The 23818-nt window shown below is 45.8% G+C and carries 22 protein-coding genes and 1 pseudogene; 1 reads left to right on the top strand and 22 read right to left on the bottom strand.

Features of this window, described 5'->3' with window-relative positions:
• From GPK60_RS12775 to GPK60_RS12795, 5 genes are all read right to left on the bottom strand, one after another.
• The coding region (locus GPK60_RS12775) for a transposase (RefSeq protein ID WP_215660545.1) at positions 1–140 on the bottom strand (140 nt) is incomplete at its 3' end.
• A gap of 319 nt (positions 141–459) precedes the next feature.
• Positions 460–3159 carry a transporter substrate-binding domain-containing protein gene (locus tag GPK60_RS12780; protein ID WP_346727785.1) on the bottom strand — a complete coding sequence of 900 codons (2700 nt, stop codon included), beginning with the start codon at positions 3157–3159 and terminating at the stop codon, positions 460–462.
• Positions 3160–3251: 92 nt separating this feature from the next.
• The gene (locus tag GPK60_RS12785) at positions 3252–3968 is read right to left on the bottom strand and encodes a metallophosphoesterase (RefSeq protein WP_215660508.1); all 717 of its coding nucleotides are present in this window, start codon (positions 3966–3968) and stop codon (positions 3252–3254) included.
• A 67-nt stretch (positions 3969–4035) separates the two neighbouring features.
• Complete coding sequence (locus tag GPK60_RS12790) at positions 4036–5160, bottom strand: hypothetical protein (RefSeq protein ID WP_215660511.1); 1125 nt, start codon at positions 5158–5160, stop codon at positions 4036–4038.
• Entirely contained in the window at positions 5141–5674 is a 534-nt protein-coding gene (locus GPK60_RS12795; protein ID WP_215660514.1) for a CinA family protein, read from the bottom strand. The genes GPK60_RS12790 and GPK60_RS12795 overlap by 20 nt, the downstream gene beginning before the upstream one ends.
• A gap of 301 nt (positions 5675–5975) precedes the next feature.
• Here GPK60_RS12795 and GPK60_RS12800 point away from each other — a divergent pair, with 301 nt between their 5' ends.
• A complete protein-coding gene (locus GPK60_RS12800) occupies positions 5976–6962 on the top strand; it encodes a diaminopimelate dehydrogenase (RefSeq protein WP_022119084.1) in 987 nt (328 codons plus the stop codon).
• A gap of 142 nt (positions 6963–7104) precedes the next feature.
• Here the strand turns inward: GPK60_RS12800 and GPK60_RS12805 are convergent, their stop codons facing one another.
• The 17 genes and pseudogenes from GPK60_RS12805 to GPK60_RS12880 form a co-directional block, all read right to left on the bottom strand.
• Positions 7105–9228, bottom strand: a complete 2124-nt coding sequence (locus tag GPK60_RS12805) for a leucine-rich repeat domain-containing protein (RefSeq protein ID WP_215660517.1) — start codon at positions 9226–9228, stop codon at positions 7105–7107.
• Positions 9225–9995 carry a nucleotidyltransferase family protein gene (locus GPK60_RS12810; protein ID WP_215660519.1) on the bottom strand — a complete coding sequence of 257 codons (771 nt, stop codon included), beginning with the start codon at positions 9993–9995 and terminating at the stop codon, positions 9225–9227. The genes GPK60_RS12805 and GPK60_RS12810 overlap by 4 nt, the downstream gene beginning before the upstream one ends.
• Positions 9992–12334 (bottom strand): molybdopterin cofactor-binding domain-containing protein, encoded by a 2343-nt coding sequence (locus GPK60_RS12815; RefSeq protein WP_215660521.1) that lies wholly within the window; start codon positions 12332–12334, stop codon positions 9992–9994. Before GPK60_RS12815 ends, GPK60_RS12810 begins: the two co-directional genes overlap by 4 nt.
• A complete protein-coding gene (locus tag GPK60_RS12820; protein ID WP_215660523.1) occupies positions 12327–12848 on the bottom strand; it encodes a (2Fe-2S)-binding protein in 522 nt (173 codons plus the stop codon). Before GPK60_RS12820 ends, GPK60_RS12815 begins: the two co-directional genes overlap by 8 nt.
• The gene (locus GPK60_RS12825; RefSeq protein WP_215660524.1) at positions 12848–13660 is read right to left on the bottom strand and encodes an FAD binding domain-containing protein; all 813 of its coding nucleotides are present in this window, start codon (positions 13658–13660) and stop codon (positions 12848–12850) included. The genes GPK60_RS12820 and GPK60_RS12825 overlap by 1 nt, the downstream gene beginning before the upstream one ends.
• Positions 13661–13780: 120 nt before the next feature.
• Entirely contained in the window at positions 13781–14020 is a 240-nt protein-coding gene (locus GPK60_RS12830; protein WP_215660526.1) for a DUF3343 domain-containing protein, read from the bottom strand.
• A 1-nt stretch (position 14021) separates the two neighbouring features.
• Positions 14022–14645: a sulfurtransferase-like selenium metabolism protein YedF gene (yedF, locus tag GPK60_RS12835; protein ID WP_022119077.1), complete on the bottom strand. Its 624-nt coding sequence runs from the start codon at positions 14643–14645 to the stop codon at positions 14022–14024.
• A gap of 12 nt (positions 14646–14657) precedes the next feature.
• Positions 14658–15686, bottom strand: coding sequence for a selenide, water dikinase SelD (gene selD, locus GPK60_RS12840; protein WP_215660527.1), 1029 nt, complete (start codon positions 15684–15686; stop codon positions 14658–14660).
• A 1-nt stretch (position 15687) separates the two neighbouring features.
• A complete protein-coding gene (locus GPK60_RS12845) occupies positions 15688–16863 on the bottom strand; it encodes an aminotransferase class V-fold PLP-dependent enzyme (protein WP_346727786.1) in 1176 nt (391 codons plus the stop codon).
• Positions 16864–16875: 12 nt separating this feature from the next.
• Positions 16876–17934 carry an ATP-binding cassette domain-containing protein gene (locus GPK60_RS12850; protein ID WP_215660530.1) on the bottom strand — a complete coding sequence of 353 codons (1059 nt, stop codon included), beginning with the start codon at positions 17932–17934 and terminating at the stop codon, positions 16876–16878.
• Positions 17891–18616 carry a molybdate ABC transporter permease subunit gene (modB, locus tag GPK60_RS12855; RefSeq protein ID WP_022119073.1) on the bottom strand — a complete coding sequence of 242 codons (726 nt, stop codon included), beginning with the start codon at positions 18614–18616 and terminating at the stop codon, positions 17891–17893. Before modB ends, GPK60_RS12850 begins: the two co-directional genes overlap by 44 nt.
• 9 nt (positions 18617–18625) lie before the next feature.
• Positions 18626–19471 carry a molybdate ABC transporter substrate-binding protein gene (gene modA / locus GPK60_RS12860; RefSeq protein ID WP_215660533.1) on the bottom strand — a complete coding sequence of 282 codons (846 nt, stop codon included), beginning with the start codon at positions 19469–19471 and terminating at the stop codon, positions 18626–18628.
• A gap of 129 nt (positions 19472–19600) precedes the next feature.
• Complete coding sequence (locus GPK60_RS12865) at positions 19601–20755, bottom strand: XdhC/CoxI family protein (protein WP_346727787.1); 1155 nt, start codon at positions 20753–20755, stop codon at positions 19601–19603.
• Positions 20753–21175: pseudogene (locus GPK60_RS15760) on the bottom strand (MOSC domain-containing protein); the annotation flags it as partial. The pseudogene GPK60_RS15760 and the gene GPK60_RS12865, both read right to left, overlap by 3 nt.
• Positions 21176–21192: 17 nt before the next feature.
• Entirely contained in the window at positions 21193–22173 is a 981-nt protein-coding gene (gene moaA / locus GPK60_RS12870; protein ID WP_276572172.1) for a GTP 3',8-cyclase MoaA, read from the bottom strand.
• Positions 22174–22176: 3 nt separating this feature from the next.
• A complete protein-coding gene (locus GPK60_RS12875) occupies positions 22177–23211 on the bottom strand; it encodes a molybdopterin-binding protein (protein ID WP_215660539.1) in 1035 nt (344 codons plus the stop codon).
• Between the two features lie 26 nt (positions 23212–23237).
• The gene (locus GPK60_RS12880) at positions 23238–23729 is read right to left on the bottom strand and encodes a MogA/MoaB family molybdenum cofactor biosynthesis protein (protein ID WP_215660542.1); all 492 of its coding nucleotides are present in this window, start codon (positions 23727–23729) and stop codon (positions 23238–23240) included.
• Positions 23730–23818 lie beyond the last annotated feature (89 nt).

The following is a 23818-nucleotide window of genomic DNA, read 5'->3' on the forward strand; positions in this document are numbered from 1 at the left end:
TGACATATCTCATACGAAAACTGTTTTATATCATCTGATATCTGCCTCGAAACCAGTAATTTCTTCCTATATTTACAGACAAAAATAATGTGATATTGTAATAAGTATTTGTGTCTGTTTTTAGATTTCCAGGTTCCCATGCCATGAGTATACTATAATTTCTGATTTTTGGCTACCTTAACCCACCGTCTAAAGCCAGTGGGATTGCGGTAGCCTTATTTCAAACATGTCATAAATCTTATTCTGTAAGAAATATGCCACAATAATATCTGTTTTCGAACTTCTGGATAATGCAAAGCCGGCACTTGCCAGTAAATCCTTTGCTTCATCCAGTGATAATTCCAAAGCGATTGTAAAAGCCAATACAGTTTTCTTATTAGGAACATAATTGACATCTTTACGAATTTTCGAAAAATATCGACGATTCCATCCAAAAGGAGTGAAAATTTCCCCTTCATCTCACCGAAAAGCTGAAAGAATGGTTTTCTTAAGCTTTTCTGCATCAACAGGCTTTGCAATATGTCCGTTCATTCCTTTTGCCAATGCCTTTTTTCTGTCTTCCTCAAATGCATTGGCTGTCATAGCTATGATGGGAATACAAGCTTTCTTCTCATCTGCCAGTTTTCTGATTGTCTGAGTTGCCTTATATCCATCCATGTTCGGCATCTGAATATCCATAAGGATCAGATTATAGGTTCCTGCCGGTTTCTGTTCCATCCTTGCCACACACTGAATTCCATCCTCAACACGATCAACTATAAGTCCCATATCCTCCAGAATAAACTCTGCGATTTCCGCATTCAGCTCATTATCCTCAGCCAGCAGAACATGTTTTCCGCTAATCCAGTCTGTTTCCTCTGTATCCGGGGACTGATCCGTAATCTGCTCGTAGTAACCCTTATCCGCAATCCTGTATTCCATGATAACTGTAAATTTGCTTCCTTCTCCCAGCTTACTTTCTGCTTTAATGGTTCCGCCCATCATATCAACATATTTCTTTATGATCGGCATTCCCAGACCTGTTCCTGCAACCTTTGCAGCTGTTGTATTGCGTTCCCGGGCAAAAGCCTCAAACAGAGATGGCAGGAATTCTTCACTCATTCCGATACCTGTATCAATTACCTGAGTCTGTATCCGCACACAGTCTTCCCTGTCACAGTCAATCTCTGTGATCCTTATGGTAACCGTTCCCCCTGAAGCTGTATATTTTACTGCATTACTGATCAGATTGAGGAAAATTTCCCTGTTCTTTGTCTCATCGCAGATTACATGTTCATGCTGCACCTCATATTCCATCTCAAGGTGAATACCCTTTTTCTCCGCTTCTGCCTGGAAAATTTTGTAAACCCCCTGATAAACATCTCTGATCTTCACATAATCTTCATCCAGTTCCACCTTACCACTTTCAATCCGGGCCATGTCCAGCACATTATTGATAATAGACAGCAGCAGATTTCCGGACTGCTCCATCTTCTCCTGATAATCCAGAAGCTTCGGATCTGTCAGTTCTCTTTTCATCAGCTCACTGTATCCCAGCAGAGCATTCATCGGTGTCCGGATATCATGTGACATATTGAAAAGGAAATCTGATTTGGCAGCATTGGCCTTTTCTGCCTGAATCTGGGCTTTTCTTGCTTTTATCATCAGGTAACCTATAATCAGTATAATAATCAGGGCCACGCTTACAAAGCCAATGGAAACTACCCGCAAATTATCCTTTATGTATTCTGCCAGAGTCACCTTTCCCGGTGTGTTTTCATATACGGAAAACAGGCTTGAAAGTCTTGAATCAGGCAGAGTCTGAATGGTTTTATTCAGGATATTCATTAATGTTGTATTTTCTCTGGTGACTGCAAAGCAGGAATCGCCGGATTTTGTAAGAAAAACACTCTGCATTTTGCTGTTTGCCAGCGTCTTTAATGACTGTCCTGCCTTCACAACAAAGCAGTCTGCCTCACCACTGTGAACTGCTTTCTCAACCTCAGCAGATGAGTCATATTCCTTTATTTTCCAGAAAGGATAATTAAAAGAAATATACCACTTTCCCAACAGGTTATTTCTGCTCACTGCCACTGTGTTTTCCCCGTTTTCATCAAACTTCGCAACGCCGGTGAGCACTGCAACATTGACTTCAAAAACAGTATTTGACAATATAATATCGTTCTGCTCAGCTTCATATGGGTTCTGATTCATATGAAAAATCATATCGATCCTGTTATCCTTTAATGCCTGCAGCTCTTCCTCCTGAGAATCAAAGCCTGTCGTCTGAAATTCTATACTTTTTTCTCCCATACAATTGGAAGCCAGACTGATATAATCGTTAATAATTCCTGTCGGTTCCTCTGACTCTGCATCCACCAGACTGATACCAACATCATTTTTCAGATATCCAATCCTGACTGCTCCATGCTGTTCCAGCCAGTTCTGTTCCTCATCCGTAAGAGTTTCAATGGGATTTGCTGAAAGATACCTTTTATAAAGATCTTCTTTATAAAAAGGATTCTCTTTTTCTATCTTCCACATTGCCTGATCCAGCTCCTCTTTCAGATCCGGGCATTTTTTGCTGACCGCAAAATAATTATAGGAACTGCCGATCAGAAGTGCTGGGGAAATGTTGTGCTTTTCCCACTGTGAAGATTCATTTAAAACAAATCCGTCAATTTCCTGATTTTGTAGTTTCTGACGGGCATCATCTGTGCTGGTAATATCAACCTGCTGCGTGTCTACTCCATGGCTTTTCTCCCACTCACAGAACCGTCTGGCAGAAAGTGTATCCGGCAGCACCCCGATTCTCTTCCCATTCAATGTAGTCAGATCTGAAGCTGAAATATCCGTATCCGAAGGATTTACATAAAGGTAATACTTATCCTCGCCCATAGGCAGTTCTGAAAAGAGCATGGAAGTGGAACGTTCCTCTGTATAGGAGATGTCTCCCATCAGATCGATCTCTCCACTCTTCAACATATTCATCAGTTCTGCCCAGCTTCCCTCCACATATTCATACTTCCATCCGGTATGTGCAGCTACTGCCTGCTGATATTCGTAACTGTAGCCTCTCTTCTTACCGTCTGGTTCTGTGGTATTATAAGTTCCTTCATACCAGCCTACTCTGACTGTTCGGTTTTTTGCTTCCTCTGCCGATACAGAAAGGGGAAGCACAGTAATATATAAAACAAGGCATAATAAAATGCAGATATATCTTTTGAAAACCTTTGATCTTAAAAATTTGTAAATTACTTTTTCATCTTCGGTCACAGGCATTTTACCCCCTTATACTCCCAGGTTACGGTATCAAGCAGCAAAAATTCCTGTGTTCCAATCGGTCTGCCGTCCCGGTAAGTGGAAAATACATCCGTACTGATCAGATTCTTTTCTCTTGTTATTTTATCCATCGGTGTGTGTCCTACCACCTGGAGCAATTTCCGTGGCTTATACAGACGTATGCCGGGACGCTGCGGACGCAACCAGACAGGTGACATGTCATTCCACATCTCTAAGCGTCCCAATTTGTTGATTTCTTCCACAACGGCATCTACATCGTGGTATTTTGATTTTGGAACATATTCCTCAACAAAATAGTTCAGCACTCCGCCATGGGAAAACAGCACATTGTCAATTTTCTGAACAAATTGGATCGGATGATCTTCCGGAACCGTCCTGCGAAGTTCCAGAAGCTTTCTCTGTACCGTTGCGGATGCCATGGAACTGTATCCGCTCTCAAGGCAGTGCCAGAAGTAGCTGAGGTCATGATTTCCGTAACACCAGGCGGTATCCGGAAATCTTGCAGCAAATCTTATCGCTTCGTCGTATGTTTCTTCATAAAGTGCAATGTCATATTCTCTGTCCCAGTCATCCGGAATATCCATCAGACATACTGCACGATCTGCCACCCTTGTATTCATAATAGCTGCTGCCTGCCGAAACATCTGCGGTTTCAGATGTACATCAGGAATTACCAAAACTTTCATCTATCTCTCCCTCTCTTTCTCATCTGCAATATTTTTCAACTTGCCAACTGCTTCTTTTATAATCGCTTTATCTCAGTATCCTCTCCATCTGCTCTATGATCTCCTGTACTTCATAATTGATCAGGCAGTTCATAAGATCAAAGGATATTTCTTTTCCTTCTCCGCCGTACTGTTTTTCGAAAGCTGCCGCCTTTTCTTCATCGTGATCTTTGTATCTGGCTTTTCCGATCCGATAGGCGTCGGAATTTGCATGATCCGGATAATCTTTTGCTTTTCGGATAAAAAAGCTCTCTCTTTTCTGCAAAAGATCGCGTTTCAGTCTGCTTACGTTTTCCAGAAACGAGGCCGTCACTTCCGGATAATGTTCTTTGATATAGACGAGATTCCGATGCAGGCAGGTCGCACTTTTTTCCATCAGTCTGCGTTCTTTTTCATTTGGAAAATCTTTGTACTCGTCCGGCTGGACAGGTTTTCCTTCGATGGATCTTTGCAGTTCACCGAACCAGTAGTTGTGCCTTGACAGGTTATCCGGAAACATAAAACAGGTGGAAAATTCGTGGTCGATCATCGGTGCCAGCCTCAGAATCTGCCCGGATGCGTCACATACAAACGCAATATTTTCATAATGGTAATTCTGATCGCCTTTCAGAACCGAGATCAGAATCTGCATTGCCAGATCTTCTGCGATTTCCCGGTGTGTCTGAAAGTAATCTGCCTCCAGGATTTCGGTGTAATCATAAAACATCTGACAATAATTTAAGTAATCGTCAATCTGAACTTTTTCATCTGGATACGTTCGAAAGAACTCCAGTAAGTTCAGAAGATGTTCTCCTTCTTCATAGATCATCGGCGATACGGTTCCGTAATCATAATATTTCTCACATTCTGCCTCATATCCTCTGCAGAAGGCAAGCTGATACAAAGGTGCCGGGACAAAATAAGTATCGATCACCCAGGACCAGAATACTTCTGCACAGGCAAACAATGGGGTAGAGAATGGCTTTGATTTTGTGAGTGGTTTAAACACCATCCGGTCTTCAAACACCGGGAAATATTTTTCTCCGCTGACCACACCGACGGCTTCTGCTTTCAGATTGCCCGTTCTTTCTGCATAATTATAAACCTTCGGAATCCAGGTTAATTTTGTGGGATTCTCACGGAAATTTTCTTTTTTATTCTCCTGCTGTCTCATGCTGACTTTCCTCCATCTGCTCCATGACTGCATCATAAATTTCTTTGGCAACTGCCAGCTTATAGGCCCGTCTTGTCGGCTGCGGCTTAAGTTCCACATAATAGGATCTGACTTTGCCGTCCATTTCAACTGCAAAATAAACCTGTCCCGGAATGGATGCTTTCGGATTTGCCGGATCGACATTTCCCATGGTTCCGGTCACTCCGATGCCGATATCTGCACGGTAGGCTTTTGTGCAGGCTTTTGCCATCGCTTCCGCCGTCTGCATGGAATAGACCGTGTATTTGTCAATAACTTCTGCCGGAACGCCCTGCATAATTTTCGCTTCGTTGCAATAAGTAACAAACGCACCTTTTAAAACTGCCGATGAGCCTTCTGTATCTGTGATCAGAGAAGCGATCTGCCCGGATGTTGCCGATTCCATCGTGGTGATCGTCATCTTTTTTTCAATCAGCAGTTTTGTAAGCCTGCGGTAATCTGCTCTTATTTCTTTTTCGTCATATTTTTTTGTCATGTTTATTTCCTTCCTGCTGAATTCCATACTTTCTAAAGCCAACATGTTTCTTGCGTAAAGCGGACACTCTTTTGTTTTTTCTTCGAAAGTCGCTGCAAATTTATCCTGTTTTTTAGTATACATCATATTTTCTCAAAAGAAAATAATTGCCTGATTGAAAATCTATGCTATAATCTAAAAGATGTCAGTGGCAGAATCATTTGAATCTTGCCCTGCCAAACATAAGAACGCTGTTGTTTACAAGGTAAATATGCGAATTCTGAATGTTTACAGAATTAATTTAAACAGGAGATGTAAGAAAATGGAAAAAATCCGAATTGGTATTGTTGGCTATGGCAACATTGGACGCGGCGTTGAGCAGTCCATCAAACGCAATGATGATATGGAACTGAAAGCAGTTTTCACAAGGAGAGATCCTGTCGGTGTTTCCATTCAGACGGAAGGTGCTGTTGTAAAGCATTTCGATGATATGGAATCTATGAAAGATGAGATCGATGTTATGATCCTCTGCGGCGGTTCTGCTACCGATCTGCCGGTCATCGGACCAAAAGTTGCTGCTTCTTTCAACACGATCGACAGTTTCGATACACACGCAAGAATCCCGGAATATTTTGCAAGCGTAGATAAGGCTGCAAAAGAAGGCGGAAACATCGGCATTATCTCTGTCGGCTGGGATCCGGGCATGTTCTCTTTGAATCGTTTATATGCAGAATCTATCCTGGTTCAGGGAAGTACTTATACATTCTGGGGCAAGGGTGTAAGTCAGGGACATTCTGATGCGATCCGCCGTATCGAGGGTGTTAAGAATGCGATCCAGTACACTGTTCCGATCGAATCTGCCATGGAACTGGTAAGAAGTGGAAGCGAACCGACACTGACTACCAGAGAGAAACATTTAAGAGAATGTTATGTCGTTGCTGAAGAAGGTGCTGATAAGGCTGCCATCGAAAAAGCGATCAAGACGATGCCGAACTATTTCGATGAATACGATACAACCGTAAACTTCATTTCAGAAGAAGAATTAAAGGCTCATCACAGCAAGATGCCGCACGGCGGTTTTGTGATCCGTACCGGTGAAACCGGATGTGAGGGCAACAAGCATGTGATTGAATATTCTCTGAAACTGGATTCGAATCCGGAATTTACCGGAAGTGTTCTGGTTGCTTATGCACGTGCTGCATATCGTCTGTCCAAAAAGGGCGAATCCGGAGCGAGAAGCGTATTCGATATCGCACCGGCTATGCTGTCTCAGAAAACACCGGAAGAACTGAGAGCTTCCATGCTGTAATGAGACCTGGTTCAAAAGCCTGAAACTGAATTTACACAACGTAAAAAGCAGAGCACAGGACGTGTTTTCCGTCACGGTGTCTCTGCTTTTTGTTTTGTATCTTCGTTACGGCAGCCTGCACTGCACGTTTTCTTTTTTGCTTTTACTTACATTTCACGCTCTTCTTTGCACTCCACTTGCTGTAAGCGGTCTTTCCGTTTGCTTTTTTGTAAGCACGGATGCGCACGTAATATCTGCTCTTCTTTTTCAGCTTTTTGATGGTCTTTGATGTCGCTGCCGCTTTTTTTACGGTAACTTTCTTTTTGTTTTTGGTAAATTTCGCATTGCGTGCATACTGGATTTCATAACCGTCTGCACCGGAGAGTTTCTTCCATTTTAATTTGATGGTTCCGGCTTTCGATGAGGTCAGAGCCGTGACCGTCACTTTTTTCCTGGTGATATTCGCTGAAGTATTTCCGCTGTTGTTTCCGGAAGCTGCAGCTTTTGTCTCTGTATAGGCAATGTTATTTTGCTTTGCATATTTGATCGCATAAGAACCTTTCGGTGCATAAATTTTCGCGTCTACAACCGGCTCTTCGCTGCCAACCCAGTAATAACCGGTTGCCAGACATTCTTCTCCGATTTCGGTCACACTCGCCGGTATCGTGATCTTCCTCAGATTTTTGCATGCATAAAAGGCCTTTTTCCCGATCGACTTCAGCCCTTCTTTAATCTCTGCTTCTTTCAGGTTGCTGAAATAATAGAACGCTTCCTCCGGGATACTGGTGATTCCTTTTTCGATCACGATCTTTGTGACGCACTCGCGGATATCTTTCCAGGAATTATCTGCAGAACTGTAGCTGTAGGAACGTGCTGTCGAGGACACCGGATAGCGGTAATGTGCTTCCTTATCGATATCGATTGCACCGATTCCGGAGATCGTCAGCACTCCATTTGCAAGGCTCCACACAGCATTCTCACCGGCTATGCGGTACACCTTTTTCTGAAAAGCTCCGCTGTTTGCATCAATGGAATAAAAGGCAACGGTGTTCGAACTGGAAGCACTGTAGACAATTTTTGAACCATTTACGATCGGATGACAGTCGGAAATCGGGGCCGGTGCCGTAAACTCCCGGCTGACAGTCTCGCCGTTTCCATCCAGAAATACATAGTGCAGTATGGAAACAGAAAGCGGATCGTTGTCTGTGATTTTCTGTGTCTTTCCGGTTTCTTCCCAGGAGAGCATAAAACGATTGTCGTTGATCTTCGTAAGTTTTACGCCGAGGAAACTTGCACCGTCTCCGGTAAAATCTGTGAGCCATCTGACCGTTGCTGCATCTTCGGTAAAATTGTTTTTCGGTGTGATCGTCAGATACAAGTTGTGCGGCATATCACTTGTCACATTGTCATACTGGCTCTGATCGATGGATGTTCCGACACTGAGAACATTTGAGGAGGATACTGCCAAATCATCCACACTCGCATAACAGGCAATTGCCCATGCATCGGTACGAAAGCCTCCATATTCCAGAACAGACAGACTCTGTTTTTTCATGGAAGCAGTATCGTATTTTGAAAGTTCCGTACATCGTCCGCCCTCACTCTGTTCCAGAACATAAAGCTGTGCACCGTCAGACTTGATGTACTGTGCAAAAGAATGTCCAAGGTTGCAGTCCACAATGGATCCTTTCAATGTTGTCTTATCAATCTGAACCATCAGATAGCCCTGATGTCCCTGGCCTACTCCGGCATCTACGTAGCCTTCATGTCCGGTTACAAGATAAAGATTGTTTCCGGATTCTGCCATCTCCACACATCCATAGTCAAACGGATAACGCACTTCGCCGCCGAACAGCTCCGGATCGCCGGTGATGGATGCTGCTCCGAGACGTCTCCAGTTTTTGTCATATTTGATGACCCGGATCACTTCTTTGGTGTCGCTCTGCTCCGTGTTGTTCTGTGCTTCTGCAAGATAATAAGCATCCTGCCCTGCATAAAAGCCGCCCCAGATCGGCAATTCCAGATCCAGTGAACCTTTTCGCTGAAGGTTAAACTGCGTATCATAATATTCCACCCGGACTTTACTGCCGTCATAGGCTACCCGCATATATCCGTTGTCTGTTACGGCCATATTTACCTTGTTTCTTAAAGATACCGTAAGGTTATCGACTGCCGTCGGCACCGTATTTCCCGCCGCATTCGTCATTTTCTGCGGCATCAGAATACACGCCAGAACAAGCAGCACACCAAACACGATCTTTTTTCCTTTTTCTGCTGTTTTTTTCATGCGTTTTCTCCTTTCTTTCCTTTGGCAGATGTTTTTTCTCTGCCTGACATTTTCTTCATCTGCTCTTCTGTATCAATATCAGAAAATTCTTCTTCATTTTCTATCTCCACGTAACAGCACTCGTGCTTTTTCAGAACAGACCTTCCGCCCTTATCGCCTTCCAGCTGCATCAGCTCCGGGATCAGATCTGCCCGGAACATACAGGGATTGCCGACTCTTTCCCCACAGCACAGAGAGAACGTCGGCGGCTGCGAAGTATATCCCTGTCTGAATCGCTGGCCTGCTGCCCCAATCAGTGCTTCGATGCTCTGCTCGCTTAAGTTCGGCTGATCGGCAACTGTGAACATCAGATAATCCCACGTTCTTACATGCTCTGTCTTTCTTTCAAAAGAACTCTCATTCTTTACAAAGCAATGCTCTTTTCTCACAAAATCATGTGCTTCCTGCACCGGGCAAATTTTCTTCTTTACAGAGTCATATATTTCCCCAACTGCACGGATCCCTGCCTTTATCGTATAGGAAACACCAAGTCTGCTCTCTTTGCAGAATACTGCATTCACGCCGGGCTGATTTTGTACTTCCCGATAAATTTCCGGATACTGCGTGACTACCGTTAAGGAAATCTTTTCCGGCTCTTTTTCTCTGATCCGAAGCAGTTTTTCAAATGTATGAAGATACAGTGGTTTTCCCTTCCAGTTCTGGAGCAGTTTGTTTTCATTTCCAAAACGGCGGCTGTTTCCAGCCGCCATATAAATAATGTGTATCATGATTCTTTGACGCGACGGTCGATTTCTTTCCACTGTGGATCGAGCATGCTCATCAGAATCTTTTCCGGAGTGAACGGTACAGTTCGATGCCATACTCCGGTCGCACGGTAAATCGCATGGGCGAGTGCCGGTGCCGGGGTGTTGATCACGATCTCACCGATGGATTTGACACCAAACGGACCGCTTGGCTCGTAGCTGGTTTCAAATTCTACGTTGATCCTGCCCATATCCAGACGGGTCGGGATCTTGTACTGCATAAAGCTGTTCTCTGCGATTTTTCCCTGTGCGTTGTAAGTCACATTTTCATAGAGTGCCATGCCGATTCCCTGGCCGATACCGCCTTCCGCCTGTACTCTTGCAAGGTTTGGATTGACCGGGATACCGCAGTCGATCACAGACTGATAATCAAGGATCTCGATGCTTCCCGTCTCTTTATCCAGCTCGATCTCTACCATTCCGACCATGTAAGGAGGCGGGGATACCGGGGAAGAATACGTGGCTGTCACATCCACAGGAATCGTATTGTTGACCTGCGATTTTGTGGCAATATCCGCAAGACTGACGGACTTTTCGCCGTCGGTCAGGTAAACTTTCTCACCGTCAAAATCGACTTCTTCCGGTTCACACTCAAGCATGCCGGCACCGATCTTTTTGATATTTTCCCGCAGCTGCAGTGCCGCATTCTGCGTTGCCATTCCTGTCACATAAGTGGTGGAAGATGCATATGATCCGGAGTCGTACGGAGAGGCATCTGTATCTGCCCCGAAAACGGAAATCTGATCTGCATCACAGTCGAGCACTTCCGCTGCCATCTGTGCAAGGATTGTATCGCATCCCGTTCCCATGTCGGCCGCTCCGATCATCATGTTATACGTTCCGCCGTCACCAAGTTTTAAGGTACAGGAACCGACATCGACATTGGAAATACAGGAACCCTGCATTGCCAGTGCCATGCCTGCTGCACGCACTTTTCCATTGCCCATGTCACGCACCGGATATTTTTCTTTCCAGTGGAAGTTGTCGGCACAGTGTTCGATACAGCGGTCCAGTGCACAGGCATTTGCCGTCTCACCGAAGTAAGCCGGCATAAACATGCCTTCGCGGACAATATTTTTCATACGGATCTCCACTGGGTCCATATGCAGTTTCTCCGCCAGCTCATTGACTGCGGATTCCAGTGCAAAAATACCCTGCGTCGCACCGTAGCCTCGGTAGGCTCCGGCTGCCTGAACATTCGTATAGACTACGTCGCAGGAAAATCTGGTTGCCTCACAGCCTCCGGTATAAAGCGGAAGTGCTTTATGTCCGGAAAGTCCTACGGTCGTAGTTCCATGTTCTCCGTAGGCACCGGTATTGGATAAGGTATAAAGGTCGATAGCCCGGATATGTCCGTCCTTCATCGCACCTAAGCGGACCGTCACTTCCATTTCGTGCCTTGGTGAAGCGATCGTCTGACATTCTTTTCGGCTGTAGATCAGTTTACACGGTTTCTTTGTCATCCAGGTCACAAATGCCGGATAAACTTCGCAGACTGCTGTCTGTTTTGCTCCGAATCCTCCGCCGATACGCGGTTTTTCCGCACGCACCATCGATTTTGGGATTCCAAGTGCGTTGGCAATGATACGTCTTACATGAAAGACGATCTGTGTGGAACTGATGCAGTGAAGACGTCCGTAACGGTCGATCTCGCAGTAAGCACGGATGGTTTCCATATAGCCCTGCTGTGCCGCCTTAATCCGCCAGCTGTGCTCGATCACTTCATCGCATTCGCTTAAAATCTGCTCTACATCACCGTGGGTATCTTCCTCGTGATGCAGAAGGTTGCGTTTCACATCACCGGTATTTCCATAGGATTTCCAGTTCTCCTCCGGATGTACCAGAACTTTGTTATCAAGGGCTTTTCTGAAATCAAGGACCGGCTCCAAAACCTGATATTTCACCTTGATCAGACGCAGTGCTTTATCGACTGCTTTTTCATTTTCACCGGCAACGATCGCCACCGGATCACCCACACAGCGAACCCTCTGATCGAGGATCAGACGGTCATACGGAGATGGCTCCGGATAAGTCTGTCCGGCAATACAGAAGCGTTCTTCCGGCACATCTTTCCAGGTATAAATGGCCTCAATGCCCGGAACTTTAAGTGCTGCAGCAGTTTTGACCTCTTCTACCAGAGCATGGGCATGTGGACTGCGGAGCAGTTTTATCACCAGGCAGTCCTGCGGCACAATATCATCCATGAAAACGGGTTTTCCTAGCAGAAGCTGGTTTGAATCTTTTTTCGGAACACATTTTCCGACCATATGATAATCTCTTCGATCTCGCTTAAATTCACTCATGCTTCCACTCCCTTCCGATATCCGCACCATAAACTTCTGCCTCCAGATCAAGCGGTGCCGCTTCTTTTTTGCTGTTCAGATAGTTGCGGAGCGAACGCAGCTGGCTCTGATATCCGGTACAGCGGCAGAGATTGCCTGATAAATATTCAAGGATCTCTTCGTCTGTCGGATCTGGATTTTCCCGGAGCAGTGCCACGATATTAACAATATAACCCGGATTGCAGAATCCGCACTGGTCGGCACCCTGCGCTGCAAAAAAATCGCTAAATTTCTTTGCTTCTTCCTGGAGACCTTCTAAAGTATCTACTTTTCTTCCTGATGCACGTCCGATTGGAACGCTGCAGGAAAGCACTGGTTTTCCATCCAGTAAAACGCTGCAAAGCCCGCAGTTTCCGGTTTCACATCCTCTTTTGACGGAAAAACATTTATGTTTTCTGCAAAAATCAAAGAGCACCATATCGGCATCCACCGAATCTGTGATCTTTTTTCCATTTAATGTAATGGTCACTTCCATCAGCACTTTTCCTCCTCTCCATGGTTTTCTGCCACAATCGTATGCAGTGCACGTTTTACAAGCACCTGACAGACGATCCGGCGATATGCAGCTCCGGCTCTCATATTACTGCCGAAACGGATCTGCTCTGCAACCTTGGCGGCAAATTTTTCGATGCTTTCCTCGTTTATTTCTGTTAAAATGCCTTCTTTATCCCAGACGTTTTCCGCAAGATGCGGTGTAGCTCCGACTGCTGCGACATATCCTTCTTCCCGTTTTGCCACCGCACAGGTCAGCACCGGAAAATCTGTGGACTGGTTTCTCTGACTTAAATACACGACTGCTTTTACCTTTTTCGGTACGATCACGGAAACAAGAATATCCCTTGTCTTTCTTGGCATTTTTACAAACTCATCCAGATCCAGGATGCCCGCATGATGCAGCTGCACCTTTGCACCCATGGCACGGAAGATCGTCATCACATCTGAAAATCCGTAACGTCCCCAGAGACTGCCACCGACCGTAGCCACATTTCGAAACTGTACACCGACGATATGTTTCACCGACTCGGCAAACGCACCTTTCGTGTAAGTATTTAACGCCTCGTTTGTCTCCAGTTCCCGAAGCGAAACATACGCTCCGATGCGAAATTCTTTTTCATCTTCTTCGATCTGATCCAGACCAAGATCTGACAGATCGATTGCTGTTCCAAACGGCCGCTTCCGCATCTTCAGCCAGAGCATACCGCCGAGAACAAAATTATTTTTTTTCTGGTAAAGCCCATAGGCCTCTTCCAGACTTTCTGCCCTTACGTATTGATTAAAATATCCCATACTGTCCTTTCCCTATTCAAAAATTATCTCTGACATTCTTACTGTACACCGATGCAATCCGCCGGTGGCTGCATCAGGCTTTAAATCAAATTCCATCCCGAATATCAATTTATCTCATATCTAATACAACTCTAACTCATACATTGCTTCCCACTTCAGCTTTTCTTCTTCCAGAAACACAAGCATTTTTTCTTTTTCTTCCGGTTTCGTTTTCCAGGAAAGTCCGCACCCTGCTGAAATCTCGGATGGAAGCGGGATCAGCCGCCCGAAAATCCCCATTTCCTGTGCCTTCTTTTCCATCGCCATCGCCGCTGTCGTGGTGGAAAACGTGATCACCAGCTGCTTTGTTTTTTTTCTCATATCACGGACTTACGATCAGGGAAGCTTGCGTCATCTTTTCCGCAATCTCATACATGTTCGTCACTTCTCCGACTGCAAGCCGGTCCGTCAGACCATAGTGATTTAAACAAGTCCCGCATGTTAAAATTTTCACGCCCTGTTCTTCCAGTGCTTTCAGATCCTCCAGCGACTGGGAACCTTCACAGGTGATAAATGCACCGCCATTATAAAAAAGCATGGTTTTCGGCAGATCTTTCTGCTGCGAAATCGCATAGATAAAGCCTTTTAACAGCACTTTTCCAAGCTCCGGATCACCCTCTCCCATCACGGAAGAGCGGATCACAACCACCTTATTGCTCTCTTTTTCCGGCGTACAGTCACAGAATTTTCCACCGTCTCCGTCTTTTTTTTCAACGTTATCCACCACGTTTTCCACGATGATGCACACACGATATTTTCCTTCTTCAAGCTTTTCACTTGTGGTCTTATAACCTTTCTGGTCTGCCATCTTTTTCAGATTTTCAACTGCGATTTCATTGTCAACCAGTGTCTCCACCACATCGGCACCTTTTAAAGATGCAATCGCATTTTTTGTCTTAACAACCGGGATCGGACATGCATCGCCCATTGCATTTACTGTGATCATATTACATCCTCCTCAATTCACATAGATATCTTTTTCTTTTTTCTCCGTAAACCTTCCGACGATCGCTGCCGGCATTCCGGCTTCTCTTAATTCTTTTTCAAATGCCACTGCGTCTTCTTTCTGCACGGCAAATAACAGTCCTCCGGAGGTCTGCGGATCAAAGAGCAGTTCTTCCATCGCAAATGGAATATATTTTGAAAATGTCACACGTTCTGCGACATGATTGCGGTTTCGCTGTGCCGCGGCCGTCAGCAGAAATTCTTCTGCACAGTGCATTGCTCCTTTGATGACCGGGATGGAAATGCTGTCGATTTCTGCTGAAATGGCATCGTTTATCATTTCACTTAAGTGTCCTAAAAATCCAAAACCGGTCACATCGGTACAGGCATGTATCTCGTAACGATGGCTGATCTTTGCAGCTTTTTTATTGAGCATGGTCATCGAAGCGACTGCCTCTTCCATAGCTCCTTTCGGTGCCTGGCCGACACGGTTTGCATTGCACACCAGCCCGACTCCGAGTTTCTTGGTAAAGATCAGTACATCCGACGGTCTGCCTTTGTCATTTGCATAGATCTGTTTTGGATTTACAATACCCATCACAGATAGTCCGTATTTGACATCGGCATCGGCAATGGAATGACCTCCTGCCAGCGTTCCGCCCGCCTCGATCACTTTTTCTGCCCCGCCCTGCATGATCTTTCCAAGAGTATTTAAATCCATTTTTTCCGGAAAACAGAGGATATTCAATGCTGTCTTTACCGTTCCGCCCATCGCATAAATGTCACTTAAAGCATTTGCCGCTGCAATCTGCCCAAACAAATACGGATCTTCCAGCATCGGCGGAAAAAAATCCAGCGTCTGGACAATGGCGGTATCTTCCGTGATCTGATAAACAGCCGCATCATCCCGACTGTCATATCCGATCAGAAGATCCGGATCTTTTTCCCCTCTTGGGATTTTGCCAAGCACGTGACTTAAAAGATCCGGTCCTAATTTTGCCGTACATCCGCCACCCTTACAAAATACAATCTCTTCTGTCATTTCACGCCTCCACTTCTTCTGCGATCTCACGGATCGCTTCTGCGGCCGTCAGTGCCTCTTTTTCTGTATTATAATATGAAAAGCTGAAACGCACCATACCCTGCTTCTGCGTTCCGAAATACTGATGCATCAGCGGTGCACAGTGTGCTCCCGGACGCACTGCAATCTCATACTCTTCCAAGAGCCATTCACTGACCTGCGAAGAATCCACGCCTGCGATATTCAGAGAAACGATCGGGCATCTGTTTTTATCCGAAAAATCGCCATATATCTTTACATTGGGAATCTGCTTGATTTTCGCAACAAAACACTCCATCAGATTTCGCTCTTTTTTCCATATCTCTTCTGCTGTGATTTTCTGGATTTCCTGTACACCTGCAAGAAGTCCGGCAATCCCGTGGCCATTCAACGTTCCGGCTTCGAGATGCTCCGGGAGTTCTTCCGGCTGCGTTTTCAGGAAACTGTGCACGCCGGTCCCGCCGCTTTTTAAAGGCTTTATCTCTGCACCCTCACCTATGTAAAGTCCGCCGGTTCCCTGCGGTCCAAACAGGCTCTTGTGCCCGGTAAAACAGAGCACATCGATATGCATCTGTTTTACATCAATCGGAATCACACCTGCAGTCTGCGAAGCATCGACGATCAGAAACAGCCCATGCCGCTTTGCAAGCTCTCCCATCCTCTGCATGTCCGTCAGGTTTCCGGTCAGATTCGATGCATGGGTGCAGACGATCGCTTTCGTGTTTGCCCGGATGGCTGCTTCGATCGCATCAAAATCTGCCGTTCCGTTCTGTCCACTCGCTGCAATCGTAAGTTCAACACCTTTTTTCTGCATGGCATAGAGCGGACGCAGCACCGAATTATGCTCCAGCTGCGTCGTGATTACATGATCTCCCGGAAGAAACATCCCCTGGATTGCCATATTCAAAGCTTCCGTTGCATTGGACGTAAAAACCAGCCTCGATGGATCACTGCCTCCGAAAAAATCGCAGAGCGTCCGTCTCGCCTCATAGATCATTCTCGATGCTCCAAGTGCCGCACCGGAAAATCCCCGCCCGGAATTTCCCAAAGTTTTCATGGCATCATAAACGGCATCATAAACTACCTGCGGTTTTTGAAGCGTTGTCGCTGCGTTGTCCAGATAAATCATGCTGTCATCCTCACACTTTCTGTAAAACATATTGCATCATCTTTACTGCAGCAGATGGATTTTTCCGCCATCCACAAAGATTTCTGTAATTTTTTCCGGTACCGACGGCATTTTTTCTTTCGATAAAAGCATCATAAGTTCCGCATCGGTTCCATCTATCTGACAGCTTACCGACCAGCTGTGCAGTTCTTCTTCGGTGCTGCAGGATTTTACTGAAATTTTGTTCCTGACTTGTTTTTCTTCCAGTATGGCATCTTCTGAATAAAGAGTGATATCTCCCGGATAAATGGCGATCGCACGATATTTTTTCTGCTCTTCCAGCTCAGTAAACGGGACTCTCAGCGAAAGATTCCAGTCTTTTGCGTACACCCGGTCTTCGCTGATCCAGTCAATCTCTGAAATATTATTGCAGCCCACCAGTTTTGCCTGCCCGACTGTCTGAGGCTCTGCAAAAAACGCCCTCTTTTCACGGATCGGACTGAATCTGCCGTTTTCCATGCTGCCAATCCGGTCTGCTAGGCGATAAACCTCCTCCTGATTATGCGAAACAAAAAGGATCGGTTTGTCAAAATCATGCAGCATCTCCATCACTTCCCGCTCCATTTTCCGCTTGATATGCTCATCCAGTGCGGAAAACGGCTCATCTAAAAGAATGCACTGCGGCTCGGCCGCCAGCATGCGGATCATGGCAAGACGCTGTTTCTGTCCGCCGGAAAGATGATCAGGATAACTGTCCGCATAATCTCCAAGACCGTATTCTTCCAGCCATTTCTGCACCTGGACCGGATTCTTTTGTTTCATCACAATGCTGATATTTTCAGCTGCTGTCATAGTCGGAAACAGGGCGTACTCCTGAAAAAGATAGCCGACGTTCCGTTTCTGCGGTGGAAGATTGATCTTTTTTGAAGAATCATACAGAACCCTGCCATTCAGCGAGATAAATCCGCTGTCCGGCGTCTCGATCCCGGCAATGCATTTGAGCGTCATGCTTTTTCCGGAACCTGAGCCTCCGATCACCGCCAGAATCCCGGCTTCCGTTTCCAGATCAACCGTCAGCTCATAAAGAGCCAGTTGTTTTTTTATTTTTACGATGAAAGGCATGCTTTTTCCCTTTACTTTTCTTCTCTCCAAACAGATTCAGTGCAACAAGACACACAAACGAAATCACAAAAATCACCAGACACCAGAAACCGGCAAGTGCAAAATCTCCGTTCTGGAGCACCATGGCGATCTGCTGCGAGATCGTCGAAGTCCTGCCGGCGATATTTCCGGCGAGCATGGAAGTCGCCCCATACTCACCGATCGCCCTTGCAAATGCCAAGACTGTACCGGATAAAATGCCCGGTTTTGCCATCGGTATGCGGATCTTCCAGAAGATCGTCCGCTCGCTCAATCCAAGCGTCTGTGCCGCATAGATCACATTCTCATCGACCTGTTCAAAGGCCGCTCTCGCATTGCGGTACATCAGCGGAAAAGCGATGACCGTTGCCGCCAGCACACAGCCAAGCCAGGTATGTACTGCCTGAATGCCAAGACTGTTCGCCAGAAAACGGCCAAACGGTCTTCTTGTACTGAATGTACGAAGCAAAATGTATCCTGCCACAGTCGGCGGAAGTACCAGCGGCATCGTCAGAAAACCATCCCAGAATGCTCTTGCTTTTCCCTTCCGGCCCATCACAAATCTGGCCGCAAAAATCCCAAGGAAAAAGGAAACAAACGTTGCAGCCACTCCGGTTTTCATTGTAATCCAAAGCGGTGTAAAATCCAGATTCTGCAAATTCATAGATATCTCCTACTGTACAGTAAAATGATATTTTTCAAACAATTTCACTGCTTCTTCACTTTGCAGGTAAGTAAGGAAATCCTCGGAAGCTTCCAGTTCTTCATCGGAAGTATGATCACTTTCTACTGCTGCTACCGGATAGATCACATCACCGGTCAGGGAATTCGGCAGCTGCTCGATAATATCCAGCTGATCTTCATATCCGAACGTATCAGAATAATAAACCGTTCCGACTTCATTTGCTCCTTCTGCAACTGCGGATGCAACGGCTCCTACGTTTGCACAGTTATTGATTTCCAGGCCGCCCAGTGCCTTTGATATCACATCATCTGTCAGCTGATCGACTTCTGTGTACTCTGAGCCTGCCATGCCCGCATTGATCAGTGCTTTTCTGGTATACTGTCCAACCGGAACGGTCTGATCTGCCAGTGCCATGTTCTTTGCAAGAGAAAGATTGGAAAAATCTGTTACTTTGGTATCGCTGCCTTTCCATGTAACAAGGCATACCTGATTGTTCAGAAGATCCCGCCGGCTTCCTTCCACGATATCACCATCGTCAAAACCTGCCTGCAGCTCATCCATCTGAGAAACACCGGCAGAAAAGAAAATGTTGCATTTTGCACCTTCCTTGATCTGTGTCATCAACGTTCCGGAACTGTCATAGTTTGTCTGGAAAGTTACATTCGGATGCTCACTGTTGTACTTTTCGCACAGCTCATCCATAACACCGTTCAGACTCTTTGCTGCAAAAACAGTAACTTCTGTTTTCTTTTCCTTGCTTCCACATCCTGCAAGAAGAACTCCTGCGGTTGCCAGTGATACGATTGCGAAAGTTACTGCGATCGTTTTTTTCATTTGCCTTTTCCTTTCATGATGCAATTTTTAAATGCTCTTTATTTTTATAATCCATTTCCACTATAAGTTTATACAAAGATTCTGTACATTTACGATCAGTTCCTGCATACCATAGTGCTGCATGCCCTGTCATGTCTCCTCCAGCAGCACTTCAATCCTGCCGCCGCACACCATGCCTTCTTCTTCGACGTTATCGGTGCTCATCTGGATTTTGACAATCTCGCAGATCCCATGTATGCCTTTTCGCATTTCCGCAAAATATCCGCGACATCTGGTGATCACTTCAGCTTCTGCACAGCCTCCGCCGATGGTTCCGATAATACGATTGTCCGATGTGACCAGCATCTGGGTTCCGATGCTTCTGGGTGCACTGCCCCTTTTTTCAATGATCGTACAAAGCATGCGGTATTCCATCTCATTTTCATCATTTACTGCAAATTTTGAAAGTCTCTGCGGCCCTGTCAGTTCTTCCAGAATTGCCTCGTCTGTTTCTGCCGCTTTTGCACGTTCATTTTTGCACTGCACGATCTCGCTGATCACAGAAAGTGCGATCTCTGCCGGAGTCTGTGCTCCGATTGCCAGACCGATCGGGGAATGCAGCTTTTGTACCTGTTCTTTTGTATAGCCTGCCTCTTCCAGATCTTTTCGCACCAGCACACTTCGCTTTCTGGATCCCATCATGCCTGCATAGGCAAACGTTTTTTTATAAATCTCTTTTAAGCATTCCAGATCAAAACGATGTCCTCTCGTCATGCAGACATAATAATTATCCACATCTTTCGGGATTTTTGCAAGACTTTCCACATAATCTCCACAAAGAATGTGATCTGCTCCCTCCTGTTTTGCATGTTCTGCAAAAAACGGGCGGTCTTCCAGAACCCAGATTTCAAAATCCAGCAGTTTTGCCATCCTCACCAGGGCAGTTGATACGTGTCCGCCGCCGCAGATCACAAGTCTTGCCCTGTTTCCGATGGAATGAAGGAAAATCTCCTGCTCTTCGATCGTGATCCGGTGTTTGTCTGCAAGATGTGCCTTCCAGATTTCTTCGGCATGTTTTTCATTAAAAAAATCTGATCCGGATATTGATTCTTTTGCCGCTTCATTCATATCGTGTTTGTGCAGGCCATGATACATTCCGGCACCGGAACTTCGTACCGCACGGATTTTTCCATCCATCATGCAGAGCTTTTCGCCCCTGTTTTTTCCGGTAATGACGGTCGCTGTCAATGTGTCCGCTGCCTTATTCCGATCCCGGACGGTCGCATAAAAATTTGCCGGTATCATCGTCACCTCATCACCTTTTTTAATCGTGCCGCCTTTTAAAACAACGGCAAACACGCCTTCCTTCGGCATGATGCACTCGCCCATCCGCTGATAAATGGCACAGTGAGAATGGCACTGTTTTCCGATCTGCGTCATCTCAAGCAGTGCATCTCCAATCTGAAACCTCGTTCCGAGCGGCAGCGTTTTAAAGTCAAATCCGGAGACGATCAGATTCTCCCCGAAGGCTCCGTTTTCGATTCTGGCTCCTCTGGCTTTGAAATCTTCGATTTTTTCAAAAGATAAAAGACTGACCTGCCTGTGCCATTTACCTGCATGGGCATCTCCGACAATCCCGAAATCTGTAACCAGCTGTGCTTCCTGTATTTCTTTTTTTTCTGTCCCGCGTTTTTCACTGATATTGATCGCGATCAGTTTTCCCATCTATTTCTCCTTTAATCTTATCCGCCAATCTGATTCATGGTTTCTGAACTTTTTTTCGAATTCTGCTCCTCAAAATGATGCGATTTCGGCTTCTGGAAAATCGCCTGCCGCATCAGCTCTGCCAGCTTGTCTGGATTTTCTGTATCTTCCAGTGCCGGACGCAGATCGATTACTTTTGCAGAAGCCAGACAAGGCTTTAATTTTGCCTCGGAAGTGATGCGGACGCGGTTGCATCGGTCGCAGAATTTTCCATGGATCGCCTGAATCAGACCGATGGAAATATCCAGATCCGAAAAGCGATAGTATACCGCCGGACCATATCCATATTTTTCCTGAGAATCTGCTTTTCTTTTTCTTTGCATGATCCTCTCATACCTGCCATATCGCTCCTGCAAAGTTTCCAGTACTTTGCTTTTTGGATCGACCGGCAGAATCTTTCCAAAACCAATCGGCATCATCTCGATAAACCGAAGTGTGACGTGGTTTTGTTCTGCAAACGCTGCCAGTGCACAGACATCGGTCTGTTCTCGCAGCACAGCATTGATCTTTACCGGAATTTCAAGTTCTGCTGCCTTTCTGATCCCATCAAGCACATTTGAGAGCTTTCCGCCCCCGGTCAGAACCCGGTATTCTTTTTCATCCGGCGTATCCAGGCTGACATTGATGCTGTCGATGCCTGCCTGTTTCAGATGTGCCGCCTTTTCTTTTAAAAGCACGCCGTTCGTGGTCAGATGCACCGAATCTACTCCTTTGATCTGTTTGATTTTACAGAGCAGTTCCTCGATTTTCGGATAACATAAGGGTTCTCCACCGGTCAGCCGAAAATGCGTGATGCCAAGAGAAACGGCACTTTCCACGCATCTTAGAACCTGATTCATCGGAAAGAAATGTACATCGGAAATCCGCTTCTCCGGCATACAGTAGCTGCACCGAAGATTGCAGTTGTTTGTGAGAGAAATCCGCATATATTCTATCTTTCTCCCGAACTGATCCAGCATCTTCTACCAGCCCTTTCCAAAACCGCAGTTCGGAAATGTACACACTTTGCAGTTCAGGCAAAGTCCGCCTTCGCCAAGCGAAGCCAGCTCATCTGCCGTGACCGGATCTGCTGCCATCAGCCGCGGCAGGACCAAATCAAAAATGGTCCGCCTGTTGTACATGGCACAGCCCGGAAGTCCGCAGATCGGGATCACTTTGTCACCTTTCCGGTAATAGGACAATAAAAACATCGCTCCCGGCAGAACCGGGGAGCCGTAAGAGATCATTTCCGCCCCAGTATTTTTGATGGCAAGCGGCGTTTTATCATCTGGATCCACACTCATGCCTCCGGTACAGAATACAATATCCGCCCCTGCTTCTATGGCACGCAGACAGCCGTCTGTGATTTTTCTGGCATTGTCATCAAAAATCTCATGGAACATCATTTCTGCCCCGAATTCTGCGATTTTCTGCTCAATGACCGGCGTAAAGGCATCTTTGATCCTGCCGTGATAAACTTCATTTCCCGTTGTGATAATCGCTGCTTTTTTTACGGTAAACGGCAGGATTTTCAGGATTGGTGTTCCGTCACAGATCTTTTCTGCTTCCTGCATTTTATCCTTTTTAATCACCAGCGGAATGATACGTGTTCCGGCAAGTTTATCTCCCTTTTTCACTACGGTATTGCCGTGTCTGGTTGCGATCATCATCTCTCCGAATGCATTTACTTTCTTCAGTTTCTCACGATCTACCTTCAGCAGACCTTCCGTATCAGCAATCGCTTCGATCTTGCCTTCTTTTACATCCGAAGGATGCATATGCTCATTTGCCGTCATACGATAAAGCACTTCTGCCGCATCATTTTCATGCATCATCGTCTCATCGTTTTCCCAGATATAGACAGAGTCCTTTCCAACGCTGAGCAGCACCGGTATATCTTCTTCCCGGATGATATGCCCCTTACGGAAAACGGCATCCTTTGTCACACCCGGTATGATCTGCGTAATGTCATGGCAAAGTACCTGTCCGACCGCCTCCGTTGTTTTCATCCGTTTCATTTCTTTCACTCCTTCTGCCCTGTCTTTCAGGCTCTTCCACATTCACTGTCCGTCTGCATCAGAATATCCAGTCCATGCTCAATATTTCCGATCAGAAACTCCATACTTTCCGTTACTGCCTTGACACTTCCCGGAAGATTGATGATCAGCGTTCCTTTTCGTATCACAGAAACACCTCTTCCGAGCATTGCTCTTTTTGTAAACTGCATGCTGCAGGCACGCAGTCCTTCTGCGATCCCAGGTGCATTACGCTCTGCCACATCCATCGTAGCTTCCGGCGTAATATCGCGCGGTGAAAATCCGGTTCCGCCTGTTGTCAGAATCAGATCACATTTCACCTCATCAGAGAGGCGGATCAGCTCCCTGCGGATATTTTCCCGGTCATCCGGAAGCATCATATATGAAATCACTTCATACTTATCTTTTGGCAGTAATTCCCGAATCTTCGGACCACTCAAATCCTGCCGTTCACCTTTTGCTCCTTTGTCACTCAATGTGACGATTCCCACTTGATACATATGGATTCCCCGTTACTGAAAACTTATAAAAAGTTATAAACCTTTATGTTTCATTCCTACTTCAACGAGTATGCTTTTGATGATATAAA

The sequence above is a fragment of the Ruminococcus sp. MCC718 genome, assembly GCF_018783905.1.
Taxonomy (GTDB): Bacteria; Bacillota; Clostridia; order Lachnospirales; family Lachnospiraceae; genus Hominisplanchenecus; species Hominisplanchenecus faecis.

What these genes read in the sequence shown, in the direction of transcription:
- GPK60_RS12825 (WP_215660524.1), bottom strand. Translation starts at nt 13,660, where the DNA reads ATGGGATATTTTAATCAATACGTAAGGGCAGAAAGTCTGGAAGAGGCC.
- modA (WP_215660533.1), bottom strand. Translation starts at nt 19,471, where the DNA reads ATGAAAAAAACGATCGCAGTAACTTTCGCAATCGTATCACTGGCAACC.
- selD (WP_215660527.1), bottom strand. Translation starts at nt 15,686, where the DNA reads ATGACAGAAGAGATTGTATTTTGTAAGGGTGGCGGATGTACGGCAAAA.
- GPK60_RS12880 (WP_215660542.1), bottom strand. Translation starts at nt 23,729, where the DNA reads ATGTATCAAGTGGGAATCGTCACATTGAGTGACAAAGGAGCAAAAGGT.
- GPK60_RS12845 (WP_346727786.1), bottom strand. Translation starts at nt 16,863, where the DNA reads ATGTTTTACAGAAAGTGTGAGGATGACAGCATGATTTATCTGGACAAC.
- GPK60_RS12795 (WP_215660514.1), bottom strand. Translation starts at nt 5,674, where the DNA reads ATGACAAAAAAATATGACGAAAAAGAAATAAGAGCAGATTACCGCAGG.
- GPK60_RS12785 (WP_215660508.1), bottom strand. Translation starts at nt 3,968, where the DNA reads ATGAAAGTTTTGGTAATTCCTGATGTACATCTGAAACCGCAGATGTTT.
- GPK60_RS12875 (WP_215660539.1), bottom strand. Translation starts at nt 23,211, where the DNA reads ATGAAACGGATGAAAACAACGGAGGCGGTCGGACAGGTACTTTGCCAT.
- moaA (WP_276572172.1), bottom strand. Translation starts at nt 22,173, where the DNA reads ATGCTGGATCAGTTCGGGAGAAAGATAGAATATATGCGGATTTCTCTC.
- GPK60_RS12830 (WP_215660526.1), bottom strand. Translation starts at nt 14,020, where the DNA reads ATGAGAAAAAAAACAAAGCAGCTGGTGATCACGTTTTCCACCACGACA.
- GPK60_RS12865 (WP_346727787.1), bottom strand. Translation starts at nt 20,755, where the DNA reads ATGATACCGGCAAATTTTTATGCGACCGTCCGGGATCGGAATAAGGCA.
- GPK60_RS12850 (WP_215660530.1), bottom strand. Translation starts at nt 17,934, where the DNA reads ATGCCTTTCATCGTAAAAATAAAAAAACAACTGGCTCTTTATGAGCTG.
- GPK60_RS12820 (WP_215660523.1), bottom strand. Translation starts at nt 12,848, where the DNA reads ATGGAAGTGACCATTACATTAAATGGAAAAAAGATCACAGATTCGGTG.
- yedF (WP_022119077.1), bottom strand. Translation starts at nt 14,645, where the DNA reads ATGATCACAGTAAATGCAATGGGCGATGCATGTCCGATCCCGGTTGTT.
- GPK60_RS12805 (WP_215660517.1), bottom strand. Translation starts at nt 9,228, where the DNA reads ATGAAAAAAACAGCAGAAAAAGGAAAAAAGATCGTGTTTGGTGTGCTG.
- GPK60_RS12800 (WP_022119084.1), top strand. Translation starts at nt 5,976, where the DNA reads ATGGAAAAAATCCGAATTGGTATTGTTGGCTATGGCAACATTGGACGC.
- GPK60_RS12790 (WP_215660511.1), bottom strand. Translation starts at nt 5,160, where the DNA reads ATGAGACAGCAGGAGAATAAAAAAGAAAATTTCCGTGAGAATCCCACA.
- GPK60_RS12810 (WP_215660519.1), bottom strand. Translation starts at nt 9,995, where the DNA reads ATGATACACATTATTTATATGGCGGCTGGAAACAGCCGCCGTTTTGGA.
- GPK60_RS12815 (WP_215660521.1), bottom strand. Translation starts at nt 12,334, where the DNA reads ATGAGTGAATTTAAGCGAGATCGAAGAGATTATCATATGGTCGGAAAA.
- modB (WP_022119073.1), bottom strand. Translation starts at nt 18,616, where the DNA reads ATGAATTTGCAGAATCTGGATTTTACACCGCTTTGGATTACAATGAAA.